Raw genomic sequence first — 24,202 nt, forward strand, 5'->3', positions numbered from 1 at the left:
ATCCGCCCCCGGTCGGCGGAGGTGAGCCGAGCATCCTCGGTCAGTGGTTTGCCACGGTTCATCCACGCGGCGGCGACGATACGCTTCGCCGTGGGGGACAGATCCGTGAACCGCATCTGCTCCCACAAGCCGATCGTGTAATGCGCCATGATCTCTCCCTACCTACCACTCGCCGGGGAAGGCAATGCTCGTGGTGACACCGATTGTTTTCTGGATGTGTTCGTACCCATTGACCATCGCATCTACCCGGTCGGGTGATGCCTGGCCTTGTTGCCATGTCCGCATCTGGTTCTCCAACACGCGGTGCTCGCCGAGCATCCGCAGCCTGCCGGTTTGCGATGCCTGCCGGGCACCAGCCGCGCGGGCGGTCTTATCGCCCCTGGCTCGCCACGGAACCAGCCGGAACGGCATCCTATCCTCCACAGGCACCAAATCGAGAATGCCCAATGTTTCCTGCATCGCGCCGAGCCCATCGCCGCCACGCCCCTCGTCATGCCATAGTTGAGCAGCCGCGACGGTATCCCCGCCGGTCTGGCGGAGCAGTTCCGCCTGCCGGTGAATATCATGCCACGCGTTCTCCAGCACCGCCCGGTAAGTCGCCTCCGCCGTGAACGCCTCGTACACGATGTCGCCCGCCCCGGTGCTGATCGCGAGCGACACCGCTTCCTTCGACCACGTCGCCGAGGTCATCGGGGCCGAGTGGTCTTCCTCCACGATTACGTTGCCGTAGTCGTCCCAGCCCATGATTAGGATGCCCGCTTCGTCGCCCGTGCCGGAGTCCGAGGGGTCTACCGACACCACACGCCCGATGATGTCCGACGACTGGCAGCGGTGCTTGTTCAGATCCTCGGCCGCGAACAAACCTCCGGTGGTGGGGGTCGGCACGCCCTGATATAGGGCTGTCCACACGCGCTCGCCGACGCTCCGCCGGATCGTCTCGAAGTCCCTGCGGGAACGACCACGCGCCGACACCAACGCTTCGCCCGGTTGTCTACCGAGCGCATCGGGCACACCTTCCTCCGCCACCGCGGGAATGTTCACCACCCGCCATAGACGGTTCTCCGGAGTCTGTCTTAAATCATGTTGGATCAACCGCCCGGCGAGGTCGTCCTCATGCCAGCGGGTGTTATGGCTCACGAGCCCGTTGGCGATGAAGTTCTCCGTCCGGTCGATCTGCACATCGAACACGTCCTCCACCCCGCAGGGGGTGATGGACTCCACCTCGTCAGGAGTGACGTTGTAGGTAGTCAGCGGACCGTCGGAGGACGTCTGGTGACTTCCCGTACCCGACGGCGAGGTTGCAGTCGTTGCAGAGCAGGCCACGGACTCGACCGGTCTCGTGGTCGTGGTCGATGCACAGCTTCCCGTCCCAGTGGGCGCGAGTGTTCCCGGGCGTAGGGTACTCGCCGCAGACCGCGCACCGTCCCCCTTGCTGTTGCAGGAGTGCGTTGTACTCGTCGGCAGTGATTCCGTATCGGTGCTTGACTCGGGCGGCTCTACGGGATTCCGGGTTGGCAGACGGGGGCCGGTGTCCGTCTGCCCACCGTTTCCGGTTGTAGTGGGACATGCACATGCCCTTGCATTTCGCGGGCTTGTCACACCCTTCTGCGGAGCAGGTGACTCCTCGCCACTTTCCCCAGTAGCCCTCCGGATGATGTCGCCCGGCTTCAGGTCTCTTAGTCTCGTCCATGTTTCGTTGCCGTCCTTCACGGTCAGGAAGGGGTGCCGTGCGTTTGCGCGGACTTCTACACCCGATTTCATTCTAATCCGGTAGATGGAATCAGGGCCATTGTTTCGCCAGTTTTTCACCGTGGAGGTAGTCAACCGTCCCCCCTCATACGTCGCCACCTCATCACCCGGTCGAATATCCCGCAGTGGTCGCTCGCTCCCGTCCGCCATGAGGACGGGAGTGTCCCCCGTCATGCACATGATCAGGATCACAGCAGCGCCGGGGGCGAGACGAGTCTGCGCCACCGAAGTCCACCACTCCCAGACTTTCTCCCGCTCGCGGGCGGAGTCGGCCTGTTGCTGGTTCTTGAACGGGTCGTCAATCAGCAACACATCAGCCGCCCTACCCGTCAGGGAACCGGACACGCCGGATGCGTACACGCCGCCCTGCGCCCCGAGGACCGACCACGATGTCGCCTGCCGGTGGTTCGGGTTCAGCGCCAGGCCAAGGCGGTCAGGCATCGCCGCGCCCGACAGTGGATCAATAGCCCCCGAACCGTACTGGGCGATGATCTCACGCGAAGCCATGGCGTTACGACGAGCCAGCGAAGCCGCATACGATGCCACGACGATACGGGAATCGGGGTTCCGCATCAGCGCCCAGATGGGTGTCCAGATTGCCACGCGGGTTGATTTGCCTTCCTGCGGCGGCATGGTGATGATCAGCCGACCACCATCGCGGAGGGCTTTAGCGATTTCCTTGTCGATCAGCTCCAGGGCCGGGGTCTGTCGCATCTTCCGGTCCACGCTCATAGCCAACTCGCCGGGCGTGCGGAACCTCATGCGGTTGTTCTTGTTCCGCAGGGCGGTGACGGCGCGGCGCATCGCCATGATCCGCGCTTCTCCACTTAGCCGGTCGAATGCTCCGAGAATCTCCGACCGGGTTGGCTCTCGAACCACCGTTACACCTCCGACTCCGACTCCGTGTCGTGTTCCTCATCCTCCCGCGCGGCCCGGCGGAAGTCCTCCAGGAACTCCTCGACCAACTGATCAGCCAACGCCTCTTCCTCCTTGCTGACCGTGATTTCATGCTGCTGCGGCATGTCCAGCCCCATCATGCGACACCGACGCTCCGAGATGCGGATAGCGGTATTAATCGCGGGCACATCGCCCTTGTTGATGTCGGCCTGGAGTTTCAACTCGTAGTGGTCTAGCTTCCGGCCCTCGATGACACGCAGCTGCGCCGCCTCGTGCTTCGGTGTCTCTTTAAGGTAGGTGTCAATCTTGCCCCACACAGTCCGAGCGGTCAGGCCGAACTCACGACCGATCGCCTCATAGGACGCGCCCATTCGGCGTAGGCGGAGCATCTCTTCGATTTCCTGCAGCCGTTCTTCCTCGGTCATGCCGACGCGCGGGCCGGGGCGTTTCTTAGCCACGGCGACCACCGCCCACGTGCGCCGCCCAGAACGCATCCACATCCGCGCTGTCCCGCACTCCCCACTCGTTGAACGTCATGGTGTCGGAGCACTCGTCGCGGACTCCGCGGAGGGTCATACACCCATAATCGGCGGTGATTGCGCACGCGACCCACAGCGGGTTCAGCCGATCGGCGATAGCGTCCACGACTTGCGCGGTGATGTTCTCTTGGACTTGGAGCCGACGCGCGTACCCGTCCACCAGTCGGTTGATCTTCGACAGGCCGACGACCCGCTCGCCGGGGCGGGGCCGGTACGCGACCGTCGCCGTGCCGGTGATGGGCAACAGGTGGTGGGCACAGGTTGATTGCATGCGGATGTTCCGAACCACCACCAGCCCCGGGTTCTGGGGGGCGGTGAATGTCGTGGCGAGGTGATCCGCCGGGTTCTCCGTGTACCCGCCGAGCACATCCGCCCATGCTTTCGCCACGCGGTGCGGTGTGTTGTCGGTGTGGTCGCCCTCGTCAATGTTGAAGGCTGCGAGCAGCCCACTGATCGCGGACTCTGCCGCCATGATCTGATCCTCGGTGTAACTGTGCATAATCTAGTGTCCTTTGCTGTCGCCCCACGCGAGGGCGTGGAGTCGGTGCGAAACGTTGATTCCCTGCTCGGCTGCTGCGTCGCATATCGCGGTGAACCGGCGGGCCAGCAGCTCCGGGGTCGCGCCCTCCGGCATGACCCACACATCCCCACGGTCGCAGCCGTGCTCTAACGACAGATCAACCGCCCGCGTAACAGCTTCGGGAACGTCCTCGTCCCGGCCCACGTCGATAACCCACTTGAAGCAGAACGGGGTCTCCCACGTATCCCACTGCCCGAGGGTGGGGTTATGGTGCTGGTTCCGCATCGGAGCGCCGAGCTTCGGGGACACGGTGATGTGGTCAAACAATGGGGCGAGCTCATGGGGAACAATCGTGCCGTTCGTCTCCACATGCACCTCGCACCCGTGATTCTTCAACCGGACGAGCAGCGCCCTAAACCCGGCGCGGCGTGCGTGCATCAGCGGCTCCCCACCGGTGAGCACCACCATCGCTCCGTGGGGGATCTGCGCAACCACATCGTCCACCATCACCCGGGGAACGGTTGAAAGCGGGATGCCGTGCTGCCCCGTCGAATACGGGGTGTCGCACCACGAGCAGGATAGGTTGCAGCCGCCCAGGCGGATGAAGTGGCACGTCCGCCCGGCGTGCGGTCCCTCGCCTTGAATTGTCGGGCCGAACACTTCCGACACGGGTAGGCGCTCCACATTCGCTTCGGGATGCTGGTCGAGCCAGTCGAGCATTGCGGTCATGTAGTCGTAGTCCATCACAGCGTTCCCTTCGGTCGGTACGTCGCTCACGTCTTCGGAGTCTCCGACCACGACACCGCTATGGCGGGGAGCCCCATGTTCCGCGCGGTCTCGTACAGCAACCGGGTCATGTTCTCCGCTGTTGGGTTGAAGCCCACCCGGTCGTTCAGGTGCTGGTGGTCGAACTTCTCGTCCAACCACGCGCCGAAGCCCGCGAGAGCACGGTAGTCCAGGACGAAGCCAACGTCGTCCAACTCGTCGCCCAGGGTTTCCAACAAGGCCAGCAGCTCCTCGTTATCGTACGAGCCAATGTCTGCCGTGCGGTTATCCGCCAGGACGATCCGCGTTGCCTGATCCTCGTCCACGTCCACGACGTAGCAGTCCAACTCCGCGAAGTCCGACACCCCCTCTTCCGCCAAATCACGCGCCGCCATTAACGTGTGATTCCCAGCCAACACCTCCATCGGACGGCCCGTATGCGTCCCCCGGTTCACAACGATGGGTCGGAACTGCCCATTGACGCGCAGGGAGTCGGCGGTCGCTTGGACGTCGCCGCGGCGTGGGTTCTTGTGGTGGGTGTGGAGTTGGTTGGTGGGGATGGTTTGTGTGTGTCCGAGTTTTGTCATGGTTTGATGTTATCTTAATTTTTTGTTGTTTTGGTTTGTTGTTTTTTTGGGTGGGTATGGGTGAACCCCCGCGAGGTTTTGCCGAACCTTGTCGCGGGGGTTCTTGGTGATGGACTTGGTATCTCTCTGATGTGCCCCTTTATGGTGGGTCCTTGCGTTGCAGCGCGTTGGTGGACTCACCTGTGTGTGATTGTAGCAGGTGTGGTTGTGGTGTCTCTTCTGGTTGTCCGACGAGGCGGCGGACGATGCGGGCGGTAGGGTCTGATTGCTGCGCGATCTCGACTCCGTCACGAGCGCTGTCGAGACTCTGGCACCACATCGTCAATCGGCATCCGTTTGGATGGTCGATGTGGTTGCACTGTAAGTTTTCTCGATCGATGCCGTACTCCCACTGCATTCCGGCGATTTGCTCGGCCATGACCGGGGCGGCTGCGACTAGGGGTGCGATGTCTTCGTCGTAGACGATGGCGGGGCCTGCGTACCAGGCATCCTCGTAGTCATCCCATGGGTCGAAGACGGGCACTTGGCCGATTTCCCACGGGCGGGGGTAGTCGTCGCAGCTGAGGGTCTTTGCTTGGTCTGGCGTGATGGTCATTCTGTTTCCTGTTCTTCCATGCGGTTGAGGGCGAGGGCGAGGAAGGCGCGCCCCAAGTCTGCGAGGCGTTCCGGGGTGCTGTCTGTGTACAACTCGGCGACGATGTTTTGGTCTGCTTGTGGGGTTTCGGCGATCCAGCCGGATACGGCTGCGGCCTTGTGGAGGTCGGCTGTGGACACGGGGTGGCCCTCGACGATGTCGTGGAGGATGCGGGAGGTGTGGGCGATGATGTTGAGCCAGTCGGTGTTGGCGGTCATTTGAGGTCTTTCAGTAGGTCGTTGGGGACGCAGCCGCTTAGGCCGTGTGGGTTCTCTTCGGCGTACACCTCGGTTTGCCCTGGCGGGCATTGCAGTGTATCTGTCGTGTATGCCAGGCATCCGCCGAAGCTTCCTAGTATTAGAGCCCCGGCTATGGCGGCGGTGATGGTGATGCGTAGGATGCGGGATCGGCGCTCGTCCCAGGTCGCTGCGGTTCCGATTGCGATTCCCGCTCCGATGCCGATGAGCGTGCCGTAAATTGCGAAGCTCATTCGACTACCTCCGGTTTGGATACGAGTCTGCGGACGATGCGGTATTCTGCCCAATCTGGCGGTGGCGCTATCCGTCGCGCTTCTTCTTCGCTGTTGAACCAGCCGACCTCGAATGTGTGCGCTGGCGTGTTGAATGGCGGCTCCGGTCGCCTACGGTTGCCCCATCCGGTGTAGTGTTTCCAGGCTCCGTTGAGGTGGGCTTGCGGGGCGTACTCCCACTGCATCCCGGCGATAGTGCGGTAGGCGCGGCGCTCGATTCGGTTAGCGTCCGGTTTCTGTTCCAGGCGTGCGCGTGCCTGTTTGGGTGTGATGGTCATGATTGATCCTTTGCGAGGTTGTAGATGTGCCCGGCTGGGCGGGGTACGAGCTGCGCAGCGCCGCGCTGCTCGAGGATCGTGATGGGCGACTGTAGTCGGGCGTAGACGCGCCACCCACGGTCGCCGTGGTGGTGGGCAAGGTCCTTGAATGCTTCGGCGGCTTCGTATGTGGATTTGGGGATGGTTACCCGGCTGCGTTCTGGTTGACCACCCCGGGTGCGGGGCAACCACAGCTCGGCGCGGTACGCGGGCATGAGGTCGCCGTCCGGGGCGATGGGGCCATCTACTGGCTCCCATGGGGTCACTTGGCGGGACATGAGCGCCGTGAGCCGATCGGACGGTCCGCCTACGATGTCGGCGTAGATTTCGCGGGCTTCCTGCTCGTCTGTGTACCAATGCCAGTACTCCGGCGACTGCCACTGGAGGTTCCCGTCCTGGTCGACACCAAGCGCCGTCGTGGCTCGATACTCGGTGTAGATAGTCACTCGATTTCCTCCCAGTCGCTCACCCAGCGGCGGACTCGGGTGCCGGGCGGGAAGGCGACTTTCTCAATGCCCTCGAAATAGACTCGACTACGCCCGTCGGCGGTGTATTCCTCCGGGTCGGCCACCACGGGCGTGCCGTCCGGGGTCCAAGCACGGGGCAGATCGAAACGGGGGGTTACTGCTGTTGCGGGCACGCCTTCTAGCAATTCGCCGTCTACGGGGTCAAGCAGCACCACCAGTGTCTGCTTGTATTGCTCGGAGTAATAGGCACTAACCACGATCCAGGCTTCTATGGATAAGTCGCACCACATACCCCGGCATTGTTCGAGCTCTTCGGATGTCATGTCCGCAAGCGTGCGGGGTTGTTTGTCGGTCATTGGTTGTTCTCCTTGTCTGTCCACTTTTCGGCGAGTGTGGGGATAATGTCTTCGTGGTCTTGCATGTGGAGGTCGCATAGGGTAAGCGCGGCTTCGATGTAGGGTCGGCGGCGGGTGATTTCGTCGCCTTCGGCTTCTGGCCAGCCTTGGTCCTTTGCGATGAGGTCGCGTAGTTGGTCGGGGGTGCCGTTCCAGCAGCCGAGGGTTATTCGCCAGCCTTCGGGGGTGGGGGTGAGGTGGAGGGTGCCGCTGGGTAGGTGGTTGATTTCTAGTCCGCCCCATCTAGCGTAGTGCAGGTTAGCGCCGTACAGGTCAGCGCCGTACAGGTTAGCGCCGCTCAGGTCAGCGCCGTACAGGTCAGCGCCGCGCAGGTCAGCGCCGTACAGGTCAGCGTAGTACAGGCTAGCGCCGCGCAGGTTAGCGCCGCGCAGGCTAGCGTAGTGCAGGTCAGCGCCGTACAGGTCAGCGCCGCGCAGGTCAGCGCCGCGCAGGTCAGCGTAGTGCAGGTCAGCGCCGCGCAGGTCCGGGAGCTTATTGTCCTCTCGTGCGCTTTTCACAATGTCAAGCACTTCTTCACGATTCATTTCTGGTTCCTCTCCTGGTGGTGAGCAGTAGCAAGTAGGGCGAGGGCGATGGTCTTTACCGAGCTGGGAGTGATGTCTATTTGTTCTATTTCCCGTGGGCCGTAGAAGGTCCCGCCGTATTCGGTGCTCGTGACGATGACCTCTTCGACCTTGCGCTGTGGTCGGTACGGCGGGAGTGTGATGGTGATGGTGCGGGCGATTTCGTCGGCGTGGTGAATGGCTTGGGCGTGGGTGCGGAAGTTGGTGGCGGTGCCGTCTGGTTCGTGGACGGTCCAGCGGCCGAAGCCTCCTCGGCGGATTGTGGGTCTCATGAGAAATCTTTCAGGGTTATCCAGGATGTGAGAGCCATCCCAGCGGAAAACATGGTTAGTAAGTTGAGGTCATCGTGGAGGTCGGCACCGCTGCATACTGTCTCGGCGATGATCGCCAAGGCAATGGTGAACACGAGGTGCACCGCGAACCTGGAGCGGTACCGCACGCGGAGTTTGCGAGGGTCGAGGTACGTCACTTTCCACACCTGGCCTTCACGGCGCGGGCGATGACGTTCGCGAGCATCGCGGTGGCGAGCTCGGCGGATGCTGTGTGAGTCTTGGTCCCGGGCTGTGCCTTCACGGCGATAATCGCCGCCGTAGTAGCGATGGTGATGTAGGTGGCCATTCGGTGTCGGTTGATGCTCATTGCTTGTCTTCCTGTTCTGGTTGGTGATTCATGATTCGGATGTACGTGCGCTCCTGGATGGACTTCACCCGCCCGGTAAGGTATGTACGGACCCGGCTCCCGTCCCACCCGAGATGCCGCGCCGCTTCGGCCATGCTGCCGTAGTGTGCGACGAGTTCTCGGAGCTTCGCGAGCAGCTGGTCATCCACCGGGATGCGGGTCTTGTCGATGTTTCCCGGGTTGTCGTCGCCCAGGGGCGGGCGGTCGCGGTGCTCGTTGGGGTCGTCGATGTTGTCCCACTCCATCGGGAGCGCCCAGCCCTGTCTCGCGACGCGGTAGTGCGGTTTCTTCACCGGGAGGGACGATAGACGGCTGTAGGTGTCGCGCAGGCTGATCGCCGTGCGTCGCTGGACCGTGGGCCACCTCTCATGCTGGATGTGGAGGATCGTGGGGAGCGATAGGCCGCTGTCGGTGGCGATGTCGCTGACCGTCCACCCGGCGGCGCGGAGGGCGCGGATACGCCGGGCGAGCTGCCACGTGCTGATCTTCTGAATGGACCGGCTCGGCGGGGTTCCCAGGACCGCGTTGTGTGTGCGCTGCTGGATCGCCGTGGTGTTCTCGTTGAGGATGCGGTCCACGGTCTCGGTGGATAGACCGGATGCGGTCGCGACTCCCGTCCGGGTCGAGCCGGTCTGTAGTAGCCAGTTGATATGGTTGCAGGCCATGACGGGCGAGACTTTGTGGTGAACCGCGCCGTGGAGGTAGGCGTGCTTCTTGCAGTACCCGACTTCGCGTAGGGCGTGGTTCGGGCACTTGGGTGATGCGCAAATGTCGGCATGGGGCGGCTGTTCGGGAGTGGCCTTCTTGGCTTCCATAATCACTGCTCCTTCCATTTGGACACTGTTGTTTCGAGATCATCCGCGTACGACAGGTGGTGTGCTGCGGCGAGCTGGTGAATACCCTCAACCGCGGCAGTTTTCGCCGGTTCCTCCTTGAACGTCAGTTCCGCGAACTCGTCCAGTGTGAGGTGCTTCCCGAGCGCGTCTACCACCAGACCGCGGCCCGTCGGCATCAGGTACACCGTGCCCAGGGGCGTGTTGGAAAGCACCGAGCCGCACCACGACAGTCCGGACAGGTTCGAGTCCGTGAGGTTCGTCATCGTGAAGTTCGCATACGTCGCGCTGGAGTTGCGGAAGTTGCACTTGATAAATCCTGCTTTTTTGAGGTTCGCGAGGGTCATGGTCGCGCCGTACAGCTCGCAGTCGAAGAACATGGTGTTCTCCAGATTCGTGTTGATGAACACGGTGGTTTGGAGGGTGCAGCCCTCAAACTGACTTCCGGTGAAGTCCGCGCGGAGCGCGTCGAGCCCCCGGAAGTAGCAGTCCTTGAAATCGTTCTCGCGCATCTCCGCGTCGGTGGCTCCGAGGAACTCGAATCGGCATTCGGTGAAGGCGGTGCGGGTGAACCCGCCGTCGGCTAGGTCGTTTCCGTAGAAGGTGCAGTCGACAAACTCGCCGCCGGTGATGGTGATGTCTCCGAGGTTCACGTCGGTGATGGTGTAGCCCTGGAGGGTGAAGGTCCCATCGGTGAGCCGTGCTTTCTTGATTGCTTGGTTGAATTGAACAAGCCCGTCGATGACTTGTTTCATGGTGGTGCCTTTCTGTGGGTGGCCCGCCCCGGATGGGGCTTTGGGTTAGTGGATGATGATTTCTTCGCCGGTTGCGGTGTCGAAGAACGCATCGTCGATTTCTGGGTCGAGCTTCAACTCGGCCATGCGGTCGTTGATGGTCCAATCGGTGCCGTCGGCGTTGGTGATGTCGAGGATGGTTCCGAGTACGGTGTAGGTATTCACCCCGTTCTTCTCAACGATGGTTCCGCGTTCTGGGTTGTTTGGGTCGGTGCTCCACTTGATTTGTGCTTTGGTGCCGTGGAGTCGGCGGGCGATGGTCCAGGGGGTGTGTCCTCGGTAGGTTCCGGTCTTGGTAACCATGGTGATCATTGTGGGCTGTCCTTTCTGTGGTGGTGGTTAAGGTGTTTCCTTAACCTGTAACTATAGTATATACCATCTAGTCATGTCGTACAAGTTATTTTGCAACTTTTTTTAAAAAACTTTGACATTTTTTCGCGACCATCAAACACGCAGGTCACGCACACAATTATGCAAACACCTCCCGACCGAACAGCAGCATTTGCAGCACATCATCCGCCTGCGCCGAGTCCGAACACATCCCATACAGACCCTCGTAGTCCCGGTCAGTCAACCGCTGGTTAAACTCGTCCACGAACCGCCCCTCACCCGGCAGACTAATCTCGTTGAGCCGCTCAAATAGCCGCTCGAAAGTCACCACGACAGTCCGGTCCACAAGCTCGAACCGCACCGTGTTCTCGTCCTCCATTGTCACCAGCTCCCACCACGACCAGTAGACCCCGGTGGAAATCAGCGACTCCAGCAGTAGGCGGGCATACACGTCACCCAGCATGTCGATGGTCCCGACCGCCATTCCATCGGCGATATGCTCGGCGTGCCACCGAACCAGCTCGTCCTCGTCGCGCTTATCGCTCGTCATCGTCGCGAGGGTCGTTATATAGGGCAGTTTCGGCAGTTTCATTGTGATCAGTCCTTCCTAGAACTTGTTGGTCTTCCTGTATTGCATCTTCTCGATCGTGGACAAGCGGCTCCACATCCATTCGCGGGCGGGGCGCTGCGTCTTGTCCGTCTCCGGGTGCGCGAGCATGATGTGTCGGAGCTCGACGGCGCACTGCGGCCACCGCTCGAATGGCGCGTGGCACAACTCGCTCAACACATCCACCATGCGGCTCCGCAGCACGCCAGGGTCATCTGGCGGGTTCATCAGGACGGTGCGGAGCTCGTCGCGGGCGCGGGACTCCGCGGGGTGCGGGCTAGTCATCCTCGCCCCCATTCCGCTCGTCCTCTGCCCGGTGGTGCGCGATAGCCGCGACCAGGATCGCCAGCAGCTCCGGGCCAGCGACGTGGAACTCGTCCTCCGCTTCCTTGATCGCCCAGCTAACCGTCTCCGCGAGCATCGCCAGCAACTCGCTCGGGCTCGTGGTGGTCCAGTGGATAGACCCAGTAGACTCGTCTGCGGACATATCCAGGTGATAGGTCATGACCAGCGACGGGCCAACGTTCGCGGCCATAGCGCGCTCGCGGTCGTTGCGTACCCACTGGCCGTTCAGCATCTCGCCCACGATGATCGTCGCGAGGTCCTTCGCCGGGGCGTTCTTGTTCTCGTCGCGTCCGATGATCTCCGCGATGATGTCGCGAAGCTCGTTCGCGCGGGGAGCGGGTTTGGTGGTGATTTTCTTGCTCATGGTGGTATGTCCTCCCTCTCTTAGTTCATCCACAGTGGGCTGAACCAGTGGAACAGCAACCAGCCGAACGTGCCGCCGATGATGATTAGGGCGATGAACACGACCCAGTCCATGATGGTGACGGGTTCGTCGTAGTAGTCGTCTATCAGTTCGTAGTCGTAGCTGCTGGTGTGTCGATCTTCTGCGCGGTGCTTACCGGCCATGATGTTTTCCTTTCTGGAGTCCCGCCCCGGGGGGGCGGGGATGAATGGGGGGTTAGTCGTCTTGCATGATGGACTCGAACATGCGGGCGATGGTTTTGACCATTTGCACGTTATTGAGGTGTGTGTCGATGTCCTGGAGTGGGGTGTCGAGGATGTGGAACTCGATGGTCTTGGTGAAGTTCTTGACGGTCATCTCGATTCGTGTGTTGTCGATGTTCCGGCACGCGATGCGCCACATGACCGGCGGTTCGCCTGGTTCCATGTAGTCGGGGTCTAGCTCTTCGCGAATGAGGACGTAGCCGTAGGTTTCGAATGTTGCGACGTTGTCGAACTTGTCGATCTCGATGGTCATGGTGTGCTTCTTACTGTGTTCCCGCCCCGGGGGGCGGGGTGAGTGGAGGGGTTAGTTGGTGGCGATGATCTGCTGGAAGGCTTCGGCGATCTGCTTCACGTTTTGCAGTTCTTCGATCAGCTTGTCCATGTCCTCGACCTTTGCGGTGGTGCTGGCTGCTGCGTAGCGCAGTTCGTTGGTTGCGAGGTCGATGTGGAGGGTGCAGTTGGTGTTGAAGTTGCTGGTTACCCGCCATTCGACGCTGCCGTTGTCGTAGGTGTTCTTGGTGAGGGTGTGGTCTCCGGCGGTCCAGTTGGTCTGGTTCTCGGTGGTGGTCTTTTCGATGATGATGGTGCTCATTGTTTCTGCCTTTCTGGTGGTTGGTTACGGGCCTTTCCCTTAACCTGTAACTATAGTATAGGTGATATGGTGGTGTAAGTCAAGTAAAAAACGAAAAACACTTAAACTTTTTTCCGAACCGCCCTACTGATACCCGCCCGGCGACCACTTCTGATCCATGAACCGGCAGTAATGCAGCACCGGCGTAAGCTCCACGCTTCCCAGCTGACCACTGCGGTTCTTCGCCAGATCAACCGTCAAATCACCACCATCACTCCGCGACAGCAACAGGACCTTATCCGCGTCCTGCTCCAGCGCGCCCGACTCACGGAGGTGGTGCAGCCGCGGCGCGCCATTCATCTCCGCCTGCCGGGACAACTGCACGACCACCACAACCGGACAGTCCAGTTCCTTCGCGAGCATTTTCAGCGCCCGGCTGTACTGCGCAATCTCAATCTGCCGCGACTCAACCTTTCCCACAGCGCTAATCAATCCGATGTAGTCCACGACCATCAACCCCAGGGGGCGCTCGCGAGCTAACCGCCGAGCCTTCGCCCGAATCTCCGCCATTGTGATCCCCGGCGCATCATCCACCCACAAGTGAAGGTTGCTCATATCGTCGGCGTGATCCGCGAGCCGCTGCGCTTCATCATCCATCAGCGTCGAGTGCGTGAACCGCCCGAGGTCGATGGAGCACTCGGCGCTGATCGCCCGTGCTGTCACTTCCTGCTTGCTCATTTCTAGGGAGAACATCAACGCCGCCCGGTCGGTGCGGGCGACGTTGCGGGCGAAGTCCAGGGCGAGGGTCGATTTACCGATACCGGGCCGGGCCGCGACGATGATCATTTGCCCCGCCCTGAGCCCGCCCGTGATGGAGTCCAGGGACTCGAAGCCCGACCATGTGATCCGCCCGGTGTCCTGTCGGTAGTAGTCCCGCGTCGCTTCGAGCATGTCGCCCACCATTGACGGGGCATCGGACACGCTGACCGTCCCTAGGTTGTCGAGCTCGGCGCGGGCCTGCTCCACAACCTCGATCGGTTCGACTTCGGGCGATTCCGATAGCTGCTTGATCTTCGCCGCGGCGGCGTACGATTCCCGGCGTAGGTAACCCGCCCGCACGCGCTCGGCGTGGTACATCGCGGAAATCGGAGTTGGGGCCTTTGAGATCAGGTCGAAGATCAGTTGGGCGACATCTCCGATCGTTCGCCCGGAAGCGGCGTTGATCCGGTCGGCGAGGAACACAGGGTCAATCTGCGCCCCCTCCGCTTCCATCTGCTCGATTGTCTCGAAAACGAGTTGGTGATCCGGGCGGTAGAACATCTGCCGGTTCATACCCGAGGACAGAATCTCGGCGGTAGCATCGCGCGACTGGATCATCGCGCCGAGGACGAACATTTCCGACTCAACCGGTGTGAAAACGTTGTCCGATTTACTTGTCCGCTGCATTCGTGTCCTCGCTTCCGGTGGTGGTGATTTCGAGCCACATTCGCGGCTTCTGGCCTTTCTCGTGGTGATGGATCCTGGGCATGATCTTGGTCATGTACTCGCTCGTATCGTCCGGGACGATGCCCGCATCGACAAGCCCGTCCCAGCACGCTTTCGCCGTGGCGACGAGGTTGTCCTCGTCTCTGCGGCGGTTATCCGGCGGTAGGTAGTGGAGCCGGGTGGTGATGTGGCCGAGGTTCCGGGGGACGGTCGCGCGGGCGCGGTAGGCTGCTTCCTTCCGCACCGCCGCCACCGCCGCCGCCTTCTTCGCCCAGTGTCCCCGGTCGTTGAGCGACAGTGGGGGGCGGGTGAACGACATGGGGAGGTTCCAGGACCGCATCAGAACGGCGGCTCGTCGCTGTCGAACCCAGCCGCGCCGGTTCCCCCGCCGGTGTTGCCGGACGGGGTGGAGCCCCACGGGTCGCCCATGTCCGCGCCGGGGGCCGCGCCCGCGCCGTCGCGGGTCTTACGGCACTTGACTCCGATGGATGATGCGCGGCACTCCAGGCGGCTCCGGCGCTCGCCCTGCTCGGTCGTCCACGACCGCTGAACGAGGTTGCCGAACACCATGACGACTGTTCCCTTCCGCACCTGCTGGCCAACTGCTTCCGCGCCGTTGCCGAACAGCGCGACGGGAATCCACGTCGTGGTTCCGTCCACCCACTCGTTCGCTTCCTTGTCGAACCGGCGGGACGTGCTGGCTACGTCGAGGGTGACCCACGGCTTGTTGTCCTGTGTGTACCGGACTTGCGGGTCTTCCTTGACTCCGCCCTCGAAAAATAGGGGGTTCTCTCCCTGCTTCATGTCTACTGCTCCTTGTCGGTTGTGACGGTCTCGCCGTCGATGATGGTGGTGTCCTCGGCGGGCTGCTCGGCCTGCTCCGGGGCCTTGTCGGCTGGTTGCTGCCCGTTCTTGTCATTATCGCCGCTGAACCGGCGCGTGGCGATTTGCGAAATGCGGTTCATCTCACCCACCTGCCGGGCCGCGTTCGCCCGCTTCCACGCCGCCTGCAGTTCCTCGCGAGTGCACGTCTCCGGGTCGAACCCCTCCGGGTGGAGGGAATCGGTACGCGGCGCGGCGGGACGCTCCGGCTCCACAATGTCGGCCTGAACCTCGTCGTTGGTGTAGACACCGGATAGGTCGAGGGGGAACGCGGACCGGAGGGCGAGGGCTGCGGCGCACTTCTGCAGCATCAGGGCGGGCTTCTCCTGCCACATCGTGTTCGGCACCTTCTTGCCAAGCTTCTTATCCCACCGGGTTCCGACGTACTCGCGGAACAGGGCGACGGCGGGGAACCGCTCGCCGTTACGGACCACGACGGACTTCGATGCCACCGGCGGCTCGTCCGCGACCCACACGTCATGCCACACTCCGTCCGGTCCGCACCACAATGGGTCCTCGTATCCGAGCGTTCCGTGCGTCCGCTCGGTGGTGCGCTGCGCGACGAGTCGGAAGCCGTCGATGCCGGTCTGGATCGTCCAGTTGCCCTGGCGGTTGATCATGTAGATCTGCCGGGCGAAGGGGTCCAGGCCGGTCCGCTTGCACGTGTGGAAGAACACCTGAATCTCGGCGGGGGCTGCGCCTTGTAGGCCGATGGATCGGAGTGCTTCGATCTGCACCGGTGTGAAAGTGTCCTGCTCGGCGGCGATGGTGAGGGATCGGCTGCTGTACTGGTCAGTCATGGTTAGCTGTCCTCCGTGTTTTCGACTTCGTCGGCTAGGCGGTGGAGTGAGTCACCGGTGACGCGGGCGAAGCGGGCGAAGTCTTCGGGGCTGTCGAACATGGCTGCGGTGTAGACCATTGCTCGCATGATTTCGTTGCGGCACTGTAGGTCTTCGGTGTTGGTGCCGAGTCCGTTGTCGGCCATAATGTCGGGGAGGTTGTTCCTGACGGTCCCCTCGGGGTCGAGGATGTAGGGGTGGTTGTCTGGGTAGCGCTCGTATGGCGCTTCGGGGTTGAGCATGTTTGCCTTTCTATGCTGGTCACGGTGTTCACCATAAACACCTACTTAAAGTTTACCGGATAGTTGTGGGGAAATCAACCTCAACGCTGCCACTGCTTCGGAACCGGCTTAAACCGCCACCGATCGCCCGACCGCGTCGCCACGACACGACCATCCGCCGTGATGCACTCGCCATCCACACCGGCGACGATGACCCGCGACCGAGCTGCATCCAACTCCGCCGCCGCTTCCTTCTCGCGCAGCTTCGCAGCCGCGTACTCGAAATACACATCGCCCACCTCAACCGCCTGCACCGTCGCCGGGGTCATAGCAGCCAACACCGGCCACTCCGAGGACGGATTCGTCCGCTCCGGCTCCCGCTCGCACACACCCCCCGGAAGCGTCGCGACGAACTCCCCGATCGTGTCCACCGTCATTTCGATATCGAAATCAGTGTAGGTGACCCAATACTCGGTGAGCTCCAGGAACGGGCCGAGGACCACGAACACGACATCGCGCAGCCCAGTGACAGCGCACTGCCACAAGCCCTGGAGCCAGTAGTGCAGCGGGACACCGTTGGTTTCCGGCGTTCCCCATCCGCTCGTGTCGGCCTGGGTCTTGATCTCCATGAGCGCGACGCGGCTCGTGGTTGCCAGCAGCCGGTCGGGGGTTGCGTAGGCCCATGTCCACCGGCGCGACTGGAACGTTCCGCACGTTGTGACGGTCCATTCCGGGTTGTCCTCGGCCCACCAATCAGCGACACCGGCTTCGAGGTGCCGACCGCGCCGGGTCGCCTCGGTATCCGCTTCGGGCGCGTCGAAATGACCGGCGAGCTGGTGCCACATGATCCACGGGGTTCCGCCCCACGGGTCGCAGTCCATGATGCCCGCAATCTTCGACGCGGTGACCCTGCGCCGCCATTCCGCCGTTCCGGGCTCCACGCCCTCCGCGACGGTCGCATGCTCACTGATGATCGCTTGCACATCTACCACATCTGCCATGCCACGTTTCCTTCATCGTCCAGAAGCACAGCCCCGCCGTAGCGGGGAAGCCGTGCCGGTGTTTCCTCGGGTCGCTGGTTCGCTTTCAGCAGCAGCCCATTGTCGTGCGCCCATCCGCGCCGGGACTCCACCCGGTCGTGACAGGCCGCGCATAGAACCAGCCCGTTCGACGGGCGGTTCACGTCCGCATCAGCGTCGCCATGAACCCCGCCCATCCTGCGGGGCTTCCGGTGGTGGTAGTGCCCGCCCGGCTTTTTGTTGCATAGCTCGCACACGCCGTATGACCGGCGGCTCATGATGCGCTTGTCCTCGACGCTGAACCCCTCCTTCACCACACGCCCCCAATGAGGTTGTCGGGGACGAACACCAGCGTGATCGCGTTCGGGGCCGCGTCGCGGGCCATGATCTGCGGGATGGTGTCCGGGGCCGCGTCGCCGGTGATGGTCTGCCCAGAGTCGGGGTTAATGATCACGTACTCGACGCGGTCGTACACGTCGTTGGGGTAGATCATGACGCTGTCGTGCTGCACTAGTTCCCGAGCTCGTTCGAGTTTATCTGGGAACACTGTCGGCATGATTTTGGTGAGATCGGTCAGGGCGATGTCCAGCTCTAATCCGTCATACACGCTGTACTCCGCGCACACCTCATTCACCGCGTCCATCGTGAACGGGCGGGGTGTGACCTCGAACGTCGCCGTCGTGAACGGCCCTCCCTCTATCTCGACTTCCGCCGTCCAGCGGATAATGGTCTGCCCGTCGGTGATCCGAACCTGGTCGGTTCCGAGTAGGCCACGGCACCGGGCCGCGAGCGCTTCGGTGAAATTACGCATAAGCGGGTTCCTCAATCTCGGTAAATGACAATTCGGTTGGGGTGGTGACACCGCTCGTCCGAGACGGGATGATCGTGTCAATCACCCGCCCGCCGCTGCCGCCCCTGCGGATCGCCCGGATGCGCCACAACCACGACATTCGACGCGCCGACAGGCCGACCGCGACGTGCCGGACAGCTCCGATGGCGTACAAGCCACCACCGCCGGATGCCGCGGCTTCCTCGATCAGGTGCAGCGGAACCTCCCCCGTGGCGACGAGGGGGGCGATGCCGTCGAGGAACATGTTCATGATCCTGCCCTCAACCGGGCCGCACTTGCCGACGACGATGGTGCGAGCCACCGACCGCCAATCACCCTCCGGGTCCAGCGTCCACTCACCGGAGCGGATCGTCCGAGGGAGCGGGGACAGGTCCGTGACGATCTGATACTGGTTCGCCCGCTGCGCCGTCTGCTCCACGATGGTGCGCAGTGGCACCCCTTCGTCCTCCATCGCCGTGATGCCAGCTTCGGCGGCGGCGTGAGCCGTCCGCTCGTCAATCCACCCTGCCGACGTGTCCTTCGGTTCTTCGTGGAAGACATCCTCCGACGGGCGCGGAGCGCCGCCCGTGTTGTTAGATGATTTTTTATTAGTTAATTCTTTATTTGGGGTTAAATCCTTACCCCCCGTTTCGAGCAGGGATTTACCCGCCCCCCCGGCTACAGGTTTAACCCCCTTCATGGTCGCCAGGGGGACTGTGAAAACACTCGTTGTCGCTTCCCGGTGCTCGACGCTGATCACTCCGAGCTCGTCAAGACGGCGGAGCGCGTTCTTCACCGACGCGCGGCTCAATCCGGTTTCCTTCGCGATGTACGCCGCGGACGGCCAGCACCGCCCGGATGATCCGTTAGCCATTGATGCGAGGATGTCGAAGACAGTCCACACGCTCCCAGGTTCGCCCCATAGTTTCCGGCGATCTCGGTCGTAAGTTGCGGTCCATGCGGACGTTGGTGTATAGTCGTTCATAGCAGAACGCCTTTCTGTGAGTTGGGACCCCTCGTTAGCGCGGGGGGTCTTTTTAATGCTTCAGGGTGGGGATGACGACGGGGGTCAGTCGGATAACCGATGGGTAGGGGCCACGTCGTTCGCGGGTGATCAGGCCGAGCTGTTCGAGTAGCTGGAGTGGCTGCTGGATCATCGCAATAGTCACGTTGAATACCTTAGTCAGTTGTGACATCGAGACTTCCACGACTCCGTTGTCGTCGGCGTGGTTGATGATCCAATCGAGAATGCTGTAGACGCGCTTGTTCGCGTCGGCTTCGGATAGTCGGTGAAGGGCGGCGGAGCCGATCACGGGGGCTTGCATGGTGCTTGTACTGCCTTTCCTGTGGATATGAATCTTACACGTATAGTTTACCAGAAGTTTCTGGTCTGGTACAACACTCACGACACCTGCCGACGAACATCATCCAACAACCGCTCCGGAAGCGGCGGAAGCAGATCCGCGACCGTCTTGTCCTGATGCGCACGCCGGATGAACCCGATCGCCAGATCATACTTGCTGCTAATCACGCGGAGCTGCTCGCCCTGCTCCGCCACGACACGCTGCACGTCCTCCAGCTTCGCGGTTAGCACCTTGATTTTCTTATCCTGCTCCGCAGCTTTATTGCTCGCGAAGTCCTGAATATCGTCCACCAGGGCTTGATACTGGTCCGCGACCGATTTCCGGTTATCGAATAGGCCGGTGATAAATGCGGTCAGCACGGCACCGGCGAGGCCCACCAGACCGACGACGACCGCGGCTAGGCTTTCGCTCATTCGGAATCTCCCTCACCCTCGCAGTGCGTTGATTTGACGATGATCTGCTCCACCGGGGGGGCGCGAGAACGCCCAGAAGATCGTCGCAGCTACCAGTAGGTACACCACAGACGCCATCGACCCGAGTGGGTAGTTACCGTAGACCTCGGCGATTAGGTACATACCTCCCCATATCAGGTAGATAAAGAACAGGCCCCCGGCGGCGATAGCTCCGCATCGGCGGGTCAGCACCGCGCAGATTGCGAACGCACCGACGATGATCCACACAAATGCCCACAGGTTCGGACCGCCCCACTGCTCGACGGCGGGGAGCCGACTCGGGTTCCCCAGCATCGGCAGGTAGAACAGGCCTTTAATGAGCGTGCCGACTCCGTAGATTCCCAGCCCCGTCCAGGGCGACCCGAGCCCACGGCGGAGCCGGACCAGTGGTGGCTCCTTCTCCTTCTCCAGCAGGGTCATGCCGCCCCCTCCGCCCCGGGGGTGTTCCCGGTGAGGTTTACCCGGTAGCCGCGAGCACAGTAGTCAATCGTCCGTCCATCCCACTGCCGCCAGGACGATAGATGAAGGTAGGCATCCTCCAGCGACGGGGACCACGGATGGATGCTCGGCGCGTACATCGACGGTTCCTGTAGGCGGGTGACGATCTCCCGCGACTTCGTCCACAGCGCATCCGGGCGATCCGCCAGGCGAACAATCACGCCACGCTTCTCGTCGCAGTACGTGAGCACCACCTTCCCGTGGATGTACTGCGCATTGATTTCACCGATCGCGCCTTCGGGCGTGTCGGGGAGAAGGATGGGGGTCGGGTTGATGTGCCGTCCCCACTCCCACCGTGTACCGGTCCAGCCCCAGAACTCCCACGACGCGTCGTTGCATAGGTGCCGCCAGTTCGCCCGGCGGAGGTAGATACCGCTATCCGGGCCGCGCTTCCGCCCCTCCGGCGTGCCGAACACATAGACGTTCTCGTCGCCCGGCAGCATCACCATAGTGTTGTTCTGGAAGTAATGATCGCGTCCGCGATTCACCCACTCGTATAGGGTGCCCAGGTTGTTCTCGTGACGGCATACGTCCCACACCTCGGCGTGCGGTTCATTCGACCAGAACCAGGCTGCGGATAGGGTCCAGCACATCCGCTGCACACCGCCCTGGCCCCACCGCTTCACACGGAAGCCGTTGCCGAGGTAGTTCCCATCGGGGAGCTGAATCACATCATTCGGGATGATGGTAAATGCGTCGAAGTTCCTGCCGTTCACCGTCCCGGACTCGCCCACGTGCCGGTAGGGCCACATCTGGTTCGCGTAGTTGATTCCGTGGATTGCGTTGTCCCACACGATGCCGCGCGTGGTGACATCCCGGTTTGACGAGCGGAGCCCCACGGGCGAGCGCCAATCACCCTGGCCCGGTGTCCCGCCGGTGAAGGTATCGCCGAAGACCCCGCCGACCCATAGTGCCTTCCCGCCATTGACGGACTTGCCGCCCTCGAACAAAAAGCCGAGGTCTGTCCCGCCGATGCCGAACCGCTGCGTGGGCTGGTCAGTCCCGCCGTTGCCCGCCGAGGTGTGGATGAACGTGCCAACCGGCACGTCGGGGACGATGGATGCTGGGATGATCTTCCGCGCCCAGCTGAATACCTGATTAATGAATGACATCATTTCTGCTCCTATCCGGGGTAGATGGAACCGTGCTGCGAACCAGCACGATCAACACTCACCGGGGCTGCGTGCTGACCGTACTCCGCCGACTCGTCCATCGGAGGGTTACTGTCCGCAGCGCCGACCGACTGGTATGGCTGCTTCTTCTCGTTGATGGTGTCGAGCAGTTCCCGGCTCATTTGGTACATCCGCTCCATCGCGGCCACGGTGGCTGCGGTCTGCGCGGCCTGAACATCGTCCTCGGTCGCCGTCGAGTTCGACCCGCGGTTCAGCTTCACCAGCGCTAGACCACCGGCGACCATGCCAGCGAGCTCCGGGGCATAATCCAGCCACGCCTGCGCCTGATCACTCGTCGCTTTACCCGACAGCAGCATCGCGGCCGAGAACACGAACGCCGCGGCGTAGATCACCCCGCGAACGATGATGGACACGTCAATTCCCTTGATTTTCACTTACTTCTCACCCTTCTTGATTCGGTTGATCAGATCTTCGTTAGCGAGGAACAGCAGCTCGACGGGCGTGCACGCGCCCGTGTCCGCTAGCTTCTTCTTCGCGGACGCGATGACCGACTCGGCATCCCACCCGGCGAAGTCGGGGAGCCCGTCCTGCCGGTACTTGTACCCGGCGAGCTGCTCGAACGACAGTCGGGCGTAGTCCTCGGCGGTCAGCTTCGACGCGAAGACTGGAGGGCCGACTTCCGCCCCGGGCGGGGTGGTGTTCCCCTCGCCCTGAAACAGGGCGCGGAGCTTATCCATCCCGCCGCGGAAGGCGTTCGCGTCCACCTTCATCCCGGCGACGACGGCCCGGTCGGTGAACTGCCACATCGCCACCTCCAGACCGCCGTAACCAGCCCAGCCAGCGTCCCCTGCGGTCGAGTACAGCGCCGAAGCGTAACCCGGGGTCGTGGACGGGTAGTTCGAGGACCACAGCGGCGGGAGCCCGGACAGGTCAGGCTTCCCGGCCTTCGTCCAGTACCACCGGGGGAGGTAGGTCAGGATCACCCGGTAGCCCCGCCCGCGAAGCGCGGACACGATGCCGTGCCACAGGCCCGGGTCGTAGCCGCTCTTGTCCTCGATGTCGAGTGCGACGGGAACGTCCTTCTCGGGTAGCTGCGCTTCCAGCGCGGCGGCGTGATCCTCCGGCGATGTTTCCTCGCGCACGTAGATGTAAGCAGCGGCCAGCACGCCGTTAGCCTTCGCGTCGTCCAGGTGCGACCGGAACACCGGGTCGCGCCACGTCCCCTCGGTCGCCTTGATGATGGTGAACGCGAAGCCTTCCTCCTTCACCCGGCGCAACGAGAAGCCGTTCTGATGGTTCGAGATGTCCACGCCGAAGAGCACATCGCCCCCGGCTGGTGATTCGCCGGTGACGGGGGCGCGACCACCACCGGGCGGTGGGTAGGCCGCGTCCTGGAGCCAGGTTTCCGGGTCCACGCGCTTCCCGCCGTAGCCACGTTCCCACACCGTGACGTGGAGGTGCGGGCCCGTGGACTGGCCATTCGACCCGACGTAGCCGAGCAGCTGCCCGACCTCCACCCGGTCGCCCAGTTTCAGCCCCGTGGCGAAGGCGTTCCACATGTGCCCGTACTCGACGCAGCCCCCGCCGTCCGCGTCGGACGAGTCCACGACGATCCACTGCCCATAGCCCGAAGCGGGTCCGATGTACTGCACAGTTCCAGACTGGACGGCGTAGAACGGGGTGCCGTCCGGGGCGGCTAAATCTGTTCCGGAGTGTGATTCTGGTCGGCCCGTCACGGGGTTGATCCTGCCCGCGAACCGGGATGTGATGGTGAATGTGTTCTTCGGCATCGGCCACTGTCTGCTCATAGGTTGAGTCTAACCGGCGCGACCGCCCCGTCCCCTATACATGAGGAAGCCCCCTCGCCATAGCTGCCCACTAGGCGAGGGGGAGGTCGTAGCAACACGGGCCTTAATCCCTTCGGAACCGGCCCCCAATCTGCTGTCTGGAGGTCAGCGGGGACTGGTCCTGCTTGCGGTCTAGAATACCACGCCCCACCCGCTCCGCTTCGTCCCCCGCGTCAGCGACTCCGCAGACTGATATAGCCCCATAACCTCGGAATCTCCGAGCAGCGCTTCCTGGATGATCAGCTCGTCCACCACAACCGCCCCGGCGGACACGCCGACGGTCATGGTACGGGGACGGTCGAAGTTCACGAGGTTGAACAGCCCGCCGCTATACGACTGCACGGCAACCAGCGTGCCGTTGATATACATGCGGGCGCGGCACCCGCCCCATATCGTCGTCCCCTCGACGGTGAGGGTCACGAGGTGCCACCGATCCGGTGATAACTGCTCCGACCGGGCGCGGAGCGCGAACCCGCCCGAGGACAACCGCACCCACCCCTCGACCGTGCCTGGAGGATAAACCGAATTGGCGCCGTACACCCGCGCACCCATGCCGGGAATGTTGCCCCACTGAAACAGCTCCGCGGTCGCGGAACTCGCAGAGTACCGGAACCACAGTGATACCGACACCGGGTAGCCTGCAGCAGCAGCGGACGACACCGGGATAGTCGCACCAGCGTTCGCGGGAATCGACAGCGCCTGACCATCCACGCCCTGCACGTACACCGGGGAGCCAATCATCGCCCCGCCCGTGTTGAGCCGCCCGTCGAATGACTCATGTGTCTGAACCGCCCGCGCCGTCCTGACCCAGTCCTTGATACTCATG

At 62.5% G+C, this 24,202-nt stretch carries 39 protein-coding genes; all 39 read right to left on the bottom strand.

Annotated features, from left to right (window positions below; genetic code table 11):
- Positions 1 to 162: 162 nt before the first annotated feature.
- Positions 163 to 2,559, bottom strand: a complete 2,397-nt coding sequence (locus ACTQX9_RS08700; RefSeq protein WP_441031759.1) for a terminase large subunit domain-containing protein — start codon at positions 2,557 to 2,559, stop codon at positions 163 to 165.
- A gap of 71 nt (positions 2,560 to 2,630) precedes the next feature.
- Positions 2,631 to 3,104: a hypothetical protein gene (locus ACTQX9_RS08705; RefSeq protein WP_441031757.1), complete on the bottom strand. Its 474-nt coding sequence runs from the start codon at positions 3,102 to 3,104 to the stop codon at positions 2,631 to 2,633.
- Positions 3,097 to 3,684: a GTP cyclohydrolase I gene (gene folE / locus ACTQX9_RS08710; RefSeq protein WP_441031755.1), complete on the bottom strand. Its 588-nt coding sequence runs from the start codon at positions 3,682 to 3,684 to the stop codon at positions 3,097 to 3,099. The genes ACTQX9_RS08705 and folE overlap by 8 nt, the downstream gene beginning before the upstream one ends.
- Before the next feature lie 3 nt (positions 3,685 to 3,687).
- Positions 3,688 to 4,449 (bottom strand): 7-carboxy-7-deazaguanine synthase QueE, encoded by a 762-nt coding sequence (locus tag ACTQX9_RS08715; protein ID WP_441031753.1) that lies wholly within the window; start codon positions 4,447 to 4,449, stop codon positions 3,688 to 3,690.
- Positions 4,450 to 4,478: 29 nt separating this feature from the next.
- Positions 4,479 to 5,057 (bottom strand): 6-carboxytetrahydropterin synthase, encoded by a 579-nt coding sequence (locus ACTQX9_RS08720; protein WP_441031751.1) that lies wholly within the window; start codon positions 5,055 to 5,057, stop codon positions 4,479 to 4,481.
- 139 nt (positions 5,058 to 5,196) lie between these two features.
- Positions 5,197 to 5,652 (bottom strand): hypothetical protein, encoded by a 456-nt coding sequence (locus ACTQX9_RS08725; RefSeq protein ID WP_441031750.1) that lies wholly within the window; start codon positions 5,650 to 5,652, stop codon positions 5,197 to 5,199.
- Positions 5,649 to 5,909 carry a hypothetical protein gene (locus ACTQX9_RS08730; RefSeq protein WP_441031748.1) on the bottom strand — a complete coding sequence of 87 codons (261 nt, stop codon included), beginning with the start codon at positions 5,907 to 5,909 and terminating at the stop codon, positions 5,649 to 5,651. The genes ACTQX9_RS08725 and ACTQX9_RS08730 overlap by 4 nt, the downstream gene beginning before the upstream one ends.
- Positions 5,906 to 6,181: a hypothetical protein gene (locus ACTQX9_RS08735; RefSeq protein ID WP_343095450.1), complete on the bottom strand. Its 276-nt coding sequence runs from the start codon at positions 6,179 to 6,181 to the stop codon at positions 5,906 to 5,908. Before ACTQX9_RS08735 ends, ACTQX9_RS08730 begins: the two co-directional genes overlap by 4 nt.
- Complete coding sequence (locus tag ACTQX9_RS08740; RefSeq protein ID WP_435546304.1) at positions 6,178 to 6,498, bottom strand: hypothetical protein; 321 nt, start codon at positions 6,496 to 6,498, stop codon at positions 6,178 to 6,180. Before ACTQX9_RS08740 ends, ACTQX9_RS08735 begins: the two co-directional genes overlap by 4 nt.
- Complete coding sequence (locus ACTQX9_RS08745; protein WP_441031747.1) at positions 6,495 to 6,983, bottom strand: hypothetical protein; 489 nt, start codon at positions 6,981 to 6,983, stop codon at positions 6,495 to 6,497. Before ACTQX9_RS08745 ends, ACTQX9_RS08740 begins: the two co-directional genes overlap by 4 nt.
- A complete protein-coding gene (locus tag ACTQX9_RS08750) occupies positions 6,980 to 7,360 on the bottom strand; it encodes a hypothetical protein (RefSeq protein ID WP_441031745.1) in 381 nt (126 codons plus the stop codon). The genes ACTQX9_RS08745 and ACTQX9_RS08750 overlap by 4 nt, the downstream gene beginning before the upstream one ends.
- Positions 7,357 to 7,944, bottom strand: coding sequence for a pentapeptide repeat-containing protein (locus ACTQX9_RS08755; protein WP_441031743.1), 588 nt, complete (start codon positions 7,942 to 7,944; stop codon positions 7,357 to 7,359). The genes ACTQX9_RS08750 and ACTQX9_RS08755 overlap by 4 nt, the downstream gene beginning before the upstream one ends.
- Positions 7,941 to 8,255 (bottom strand): hypothetical protein, encoded by a 315-nt coding sequence (locus tag ACTQX9_RS08760; RefSeq protein WP_441031741.1) that lies wholly within the window; start codon positions 8,253 to 8,255, stop codon positions 7,941 to 7,943. Before ACTQX9_RS08760 ends, ACTQX9_RS08755 begins: the two co-directional genes overlap by 4 nt.
- Before the next feature lie 193 nt (positions 8,256 to 8,448).
- On the bottom strand, positions 8,449 to 8,622 hold the full coding sequence (locus ACTQX9_RS08765) for a hypothetical protein (RefSeq protein ID WP_441032671.1): 174 nt from the start codon (positions 8,620 to 8,622) through the stop codon (positions 8,449 to 8,451).
- Positions 8,619 to 9,476 carry a helix-turn-helix domain-containing protein gene (locus ACTQX9_RS08770; RefSeq protein WP_441031738.1) on the bottom strand — a complete coding sequence of 286 codons (858 nt, stop codon included), beginning with the start codon at positions 9,474 to 9,476 and terminating at the stop codon, positions 8,619 to 8,621. The genes ACTQX9_RS08765 and ACTQX9_RS08770 overlap by 4 nt, the downstream gene beginning before the upstream one ends.
- Before the next feature lie 2 nt (positions 9,477 to 9,478).
- Positions 9,479 to 10,249, bottom strand: coding sequence for a pentapeptide repeat-containing protein (locus ACTQX9_RS08775; protein ID WP_441031736.1), 771 nt, complete (start codon positions 10,247 to 10,249; stop codon positions 9,479 to 9,481).
- Between the two features lie 45 nt (positions 10,250 to 10,294).
- A complete protein-coding gene (locus ACTQX9_RS08780; protein WP_343100140.1) occupies positions 10,295 to 10,600 on the bottom strand; it encodes a hypothetical protein in 306 nt (101 codons plus the stop codon).
- Between the two features lie 157 nt (positions 10,601 to 10,757).
- On the bottom strand, positions 10,758 to 11,210 hold the full coding sequence (locus tag ACTQX9_RS08785; RefSeq protein WP_441032675.1) for a hypothetical protein: 453 nt from the start codon (positions 11,208 to 11,210) through the stop codon (positions 10,758 to 10,760).
- A gap of 15 nt (positions 11,211 to 11,225) precedes the next feature.
- Positions 11,226 to 11,510, bottom strand: a complete 285-nt coding sequence (locus ACTQX9_RS08790; protein ID WP_435546638.1) for a hypothetical protein — start codon at positions 11,508 to 11,510, stop codon at positions 11,226 to 11,228.
- Positions 11,503 to 11,934, bottom strand: coding sequence for a hypothetical protein (locus ACTQX9_RS08795; protein ID WP_441031733.1), 432 nt, complete (start codon positions 11,932 to 11,934; stop codon positions 11,503 to 11,505). The genes ACTQX9_RS08790 and ACTQX9_RS08795 overlap by 8 nt, the downstream gene beginning before the upstream one ends.
- Positions 11,935 to 11,954: 20 nt before the next feature.
- Complete coding sequence (locus ACTQX9_RS08800; protein ID WP_428280620.1) at positions 11,955 to 12,137, bottom strand: hypothetical protein; 183 nt, start codon at positions 12,135 to 12,137, stop codon at positions 11,955 to 11,957.
- Positions 12,138 to 12,189: 52 nt separating this feature from the next.
- Positions 12,190 to 12,489 carry a hypothetical protein gene (locus ACTQX9_RS08805; RefSeq protein WP_441031730.1) on the bottom strand — a complete coding sequence of 100 codons (300 nt, stop codon included), beginning with the start codon at positions 12,487 to 12,489 and terminating at the stop codon, positions 12,190 to 12,192.
- 51 nt (positions 12,490 to 12,540) lie between these two features.
- Positions 12,541 to 12,828 (bottom strand): hypothetical protein, encoded by a 288-nt coding sequence (locus tag ACTQX9_RS08810; protein ID WP_343095466.1) that lies wholly within the window; start codon positions 12,826 to 12,828, stop codon positions 12,541 to 12,543.
- Between the two features lie 123 nt (positions 12,829 to 12,951).
- A complete protein-coding gene (locus ACTQX9_RS08815) occupies positions 12,952 to 14,253 on the bottom strand; it encodes a replicative DNA helicase (protein ID WP_441031727.1) in 1,302 nt (433 codons plus the stop codon).
- Positions 14,237 to 14,611, bottom strand: coding sequence for a hypothetical protein (locus tag ACTQX9_RS08820; protein ID WP_441032680.1), 375 nt, complete (start codon positions 14,609 to 14,611; stop codon positions 14,237 to 14,239). Before ACTQX9_RS08820 ends, ACTQX9_RS08815 begins: the two co-directional genes overlap by 17 nt.
- Before the next feature lie 20 nt (positions 14,612 to 14,631).
- Positions 14,632 to 15,096, bottom strand: a complete 465-nt coding sequence (locus tag ACTQX9_RS08825; protein ID WP_441031723.1) for a single-stranded DNA-binding protein — start codon at positions 15,094 to 15,096, stop codon at positions 14,632 to 14,634.
- Positions 15,097 to 15,098: 2 nt separating this feature from the next.
- A complete protein-coding gene (gene bet, locus ACTQX9_RS08830; RefSeq protein WP_441031721.1) occupies positions 15,099 to 15,974 on the bottom strand; it encodes a phage recombination protein Bet in 876 nt (291 codons plus the stop codon).
- 2 nt (positions 15,975 to 15,976) lie between these two features.
- Positions 15,977 to 16,255 (bottom strand): hypothetical protein, encoded by a 279-nt coding sequence (locus ACTQX9_RS08835; RefSeq protein ID WP_441031719.1) that lies wholly within the window; start codon positions 16,253 to 16,255, stop codon positions 15,977 to 15,979.
- An 80-nt stretch (positions 16,256 to 16,335) separates the two neighbouring features.
- Positions 16,336 to 17,235 (bottom strand): YqaJ viral recombinase family protein, encoded by a 900-nt coding sequence (locus tag ACTQX9_RS08840; RefSeq protein WP_441031717.1) that lies wholly within the window; start codon positions 17,233 to 17,235, stop codon positions 16,336 to 16,338.
- Positions 17,220 to 17,567, bottom strand: coding sequence for an HNH endonuclease signature motif containing protein (locus ACTQX9_RS08845; protein WP_441032685.1), 348 nt, complete (start codon positions 17,565 to 17,567; stop codon positions 17,220 to 17,222). The genes ACTQX9_RS08840 and ACTQX9_RS08845 overlap by 16 nt, the downstream gene beginning before the upstream one ends.
- Positions 17,564 to 18,064 (bottom strand): hypothetical protein, encoded by a 501-nt coding sequence (locus ACTQX9_RS08850; RefSeq protein WP_441031715.1) that lies wholly within the window; start codon positions 18,062 to 18,064, stop codon positions 17,564 to 17,566. Before ACTQX9_RS08850 ends, ACTQX9_RS08845 begins: the two co-directional genes overlap by 4 nt.
- Positions 18,057 to 19,067: a helix-turn-helix domain-containing protein gene (locus ACTQX9_RS08855; RefSeq protein ID WP_441031713.1), complete on the bottom strand. Its 1,011-nt coding sequence runs from the start codon at positions 19,065 to 19,067 to the stop codon at positions 18,057 to 18,059. The genes ACTQX9_RS08850 and ACTQX9_RS08855 overlap by 8 nt, the downstream gene beginning before the upstream one ends.
- A gap of 52 nt (positions 19,068 to 19,119) precedes the next feature.
- Complete coding sequence (locus tag ACTQX9_RS08860) at positions 19,120 to 19,407, bottom strand: hypothetical protein (RefSeq protein ID WP_441031712.1); 288 nt, start codon at positions 19,405 to 19,407, stop codon at positions 19,120 to 19,122.
- 77 nt (positions 19,408 to 19,484) lie between these two features.
- The gene (locus tag ACTQX9_RS08865) at positions 19,485 to 19,859 is read right to left on the bottom strand and encodes a hypothetical protein (protein ID WP_441031710.1); all 375 of its coding nucleotides are present in this window, start codon (positions 19,857 to 19,859) and stop codon (positions 19,485 to 19,487) included.
- A gap of 12 nt (positions 19,860 to 19,871) precedes the next feature.
- Positions 19,872 to 20,318, bottom strand: coding sequence for a hypothetical protein (locus ACTQX9_RS08870; protein WP_340034933.1), 447 nt, complete (start codon positions 20,316 to 20,318; stop codon positions 19,872 to 19,874).
- Complete coding sequence (locus tag ACTQX9_RS08875; RefSeq protein WP_441032689.1) at positions 20,315 to 21,511, bottom strand: DUF4185 domain-containing protein; 1,197 nt, start codon at positions 21,509 to 21,511, stop codon at positions 20,315 to 20,317. The genes ACTQX9_RS08870 and ACTQX9_RS08875 overlap by 4 nt, the downstream gene beginning before the upstream one ends.
- Positions 21,512 to 21,519: 8 nt before the next feature.
- Complete coding sequence (locus tag ACTQX9_RS08880) at positions 21,520 to 21,963, bottom strand: hypothetical protein (RefSeq protein WP_441052914.1); 444 nt, start codon at positions 21,961 to 21,963, stop codon at positions 21,520 to 21,522.
- A complete protein-coding gene (locus ACTQX9_RS08885; protein ID WP_441031704.1) occupies positions 21,964 to 23,319 on the bottom strand; it encodes a peptidoglycan DD-metalloendopeptidase family protein in 1,356 nt (451 codons plus the stop codon).
- Positions 23,320 to 23,508: 189 nt separating this feature from the next.
- Positions 23,509 to 24,201, bottom strand: a complete 693-nt coding sequence (locus ACTQX9_RS08890; RefSeq protein ID WP_441031703.1) for a LamG-like jellyroll fold domain-containing protein — start codon at positions 24,199 to 24,201, stop codon at positions 23,509 to 23,511.
- Between the last annotated feature and the right edge of the window lies 1 nt (position 24,202).

Source organism: Collinsella sp. LCP19S3_F2, assembly GCF_052121015.1.
Lineage (GTDB): Bacteria > Actinomycetota > Coriobacteriia > Coriobacteriales > Coriobacteriaceae > Collinsella.

Bases quoted from the DNA above. Each gene is read 5' to 3' on its own strand.
- ACTQX9_RS08700 (WP_441031759.1), bottom strand. From the start codon at position 2,559: ATGGCGATGCGCCGCGCCGTCACCGCCCTGCGGAACAAGAACAACCGC.
- folE (WP_441031755.1), bottom strand. From the start codon at position 3,684: ATGCACAGTTACACCGAGGATCAGATCATGGCGGCAGAGTCCGCGATC.
- ACTQX9_RS08715 (WP_441031753.1), bottom strand. From the start codon at position 4,449: ATGGACTACGACTACATGACCGCAATGCTCGACTGGCTCGACCAGCAT.
- ACTQX9_RS08720 (WP_441031751.1), bottom strand. From the start codon at position 5,057: ATGACAAAACTCGGACACACACAAACCATCCCCACCAACCAACTCCAC.
- ACTQX9_RS08725 (WP_441031750.1), bottom strand. From the start codon at position 5,652: ATGACCATCACGCCAGACCAAGCAAAGACCCTCAGCTGCGACGACTAC.
- ACTQX9_RS08730 (WP_441031748.1), bottom strand. From the start codon at position 5,909: ATGACCGCCAACACCGACTGGCTCAACATCATCGCCCACACCTCCCGC.
- ACTQX9_RS08735 (WP_343095450.1), bottom strand. From the start codon at position 6,181: ATGAGCTTCGCAATTTACGGCACGCTCATCGGCATCGGAGCGGGAATC.
- ACTQX9_RS08740 (WP_435546304.1), bottom strand. From the start codon at position 6,498: ATGACCATCACACCCAAACAGGCACGCGCACGCCTGGAACAGAAACCG.
- ACTQX9_RS08750 (WP_441031745.1), bottom strand. From the start codon at position 7,360: ATGACCGACAAACAACCCCGCACGCTTGCGGACATGACATCCGAAGAG.
- ACTQX9_RS08755 (WP_441031743.1), bottom strand. From the start codon at position 7,944: ATGAATCGTGAAGAAGTGCTTGACATTGTGAAAAGCGCACGAGAGGAC.
- ACTQX9_RS08760 (WP_441031741.1), bottom strand. From the start codon at position 8,255: ATGAGACCCACAATCCGCCGAGGAGGCTTCGGCCGCTGGACCGTCCAC.
- ACTQX9_RS08765 (WP_441032671.1), bottom strand. From the start codon at position 8,622: ATGAGCATCAACCGACACCGAATGGCCACCTACATCACCATCGCTACT.
- ACTQX9_RS08770 (WP_441031738.1), bottom strand. From the start codon at position 9,476: ATGGAAGCCAAGAAGGCCACTCCCGAACAGCCGCCCCATGCCGACATT.
- ACTQX9_RS08775 (WP_441031736.1), bottom strand. From the start codon at position 10,249: ATGAAACAAGTCATCGACGGGCTTGTTCAATTCAACCAAGCAATCAAG.
- ACTQX9_RS08780 (WP_343100140.1), bottom strand. From the start codon at position 10,600: ATGATCACCATGGTTACCAAGACCGGAACCTACCGAGGACACACCCCC.
- ACTQX9_RS08785 (WP_441032675.1), bottom strand. From the start codon at position 11,210: ATGAAACTGCCGAAACTGCCCTATATAACGACCCTCGCGACGATGACG.
- ACTQX9_RS08790 (WP_435546638.1), bottom strand. From the start codon at position 11,510: ATGACTAGCCCGCACCCCGCGGAGTCCCGCGCCCGCGACGAGCTCCGC.
- ACTQX9_RS08795 (WP_441031733.1), bottom strand. From the start codon at position 11,934: ATGAGCAAGAAAATCACCACCAAACCCGCTCCCCGCGCGAACGAGCTT.
- ACTQX9_RS08800 (WP_428280620.1), bottom strand. From the start codon at position 12,137: ATGGCCGGTAAGCACCGCGCAGAAGATCGACACACCAGCAGCTACGAC.
- ACTQX9_RS08805 (WP_441031730.1), bottom strand. From the start codon at position 12,489: ATGACCATCGAGATCGACAAGTTCGACAACGTCGCAACATTCGAAACC.
- ACTQX9_RS08810 (WP_343095466.1), bottom strand. From the start codon at position 12,828: ATGAGCACCATCATCATCGAAAAGACCACCACCGAGAACCAGACCAAC.
- ACTQX9_RS08815 (WP_441031727.1), bottom strand. From the start codon at position 14,253: ATGCAGCGGACAAGTAAATCGGACAACGTTTTCACACCGGTTGAGTCG.
- ACTQX9_RS08820 (WP_441032680.1), bottom strand. From the start codon at position 14,611: ATGTCGTTCACCCGCCCCCCACTGTCGCTCAACGACCGGGGACACTGG.
- ACTQX9_RS08825 (WP_441031723.1), bottom strand. From the start codon at position 15,096: ATGAAGCAGGGAGAGAACCCCCTATTTTTCGAGGGCGGAGTCAAGGAA.
- bet (WP_441031721.1), bottom strand. From the start codon at position 15,974: ATGACTGACCAGTACAGCAGCCGATCCCTCACCATCGCCGCCGAGCAG.
- ACTQX9_RS08835 (WP_441031719.1), bottom strand. From the start codon at position 16,255: ATGCTCAACCCCGAAGCGCCATACGAGCGCTACCCAGACAACCACCCC.
- ACTQX9_RS08840 (WP_441031717.1), bottom strand. From the start codon at position 17,235: ATGGCAGATGTGGTAGATGTGCAAGCGATCATCAGTGAGCATGCGACC.
- ACTQX9_RS08850 (WP_441031715.1), bottom strand. From the start codon at position 18,064: ATGCGTAATTTCACCGAAGCGCTCGCGGCCCGGTGCCGTGGCCTACTC.
- ACTQX9_RS08855 (WP_441031713.1), bottom strand. From the start codon at position 19,067: ATGAACGACTATACACCAACGTCCGCATGGACCGCAACTTACGACCGA.
- ACTQX9_RS08860 (WP_441031712.1), bottom strand. From the start codon at position 19,407: ATGCAAGCCCCCGTGATCGGCTCCGCCGCCCTTCACCGACTATCCGAA.
- ACTQX9_RS08865 (WP_441031710.1), bottom strand. From the start codon at position 19,859: ATGAGCGAAAGCCTAGCCGCGGTCGTCGTCGGTCTGGTGGGCCTCGCC.
- ACTQX9_RS08870 (WP_340034933.1), bottom strand. From the start codon at position 20,318: ATGACCCTGCTGGAGAAGGAGAAGGAGCCACCACTGGTCCGGCTCCGC.
- ACTQX9_RS08875 (WP_441032689.1), bottom strand. From the start codon at position 21,511: ATGATGTCATTCATTAATCAGGTATTCAGCTGGGCGCGGAAGATCATC.
- ACTQX9_RS08885 (WP_441031704.1), bottom strand. From the start codon at position 23,319: ATGCCGAAGAACACATTCACCATCACATCCCGGTTCGCGGGCAGGATC.
- ACTQX9_RS08890 (WP_441031703.1), bottom strand. From the start codon at position 24,201: ATGAGTATCAAGGACTGGGTCAGGACGGCGCGGGCGGTTCAGACACAT.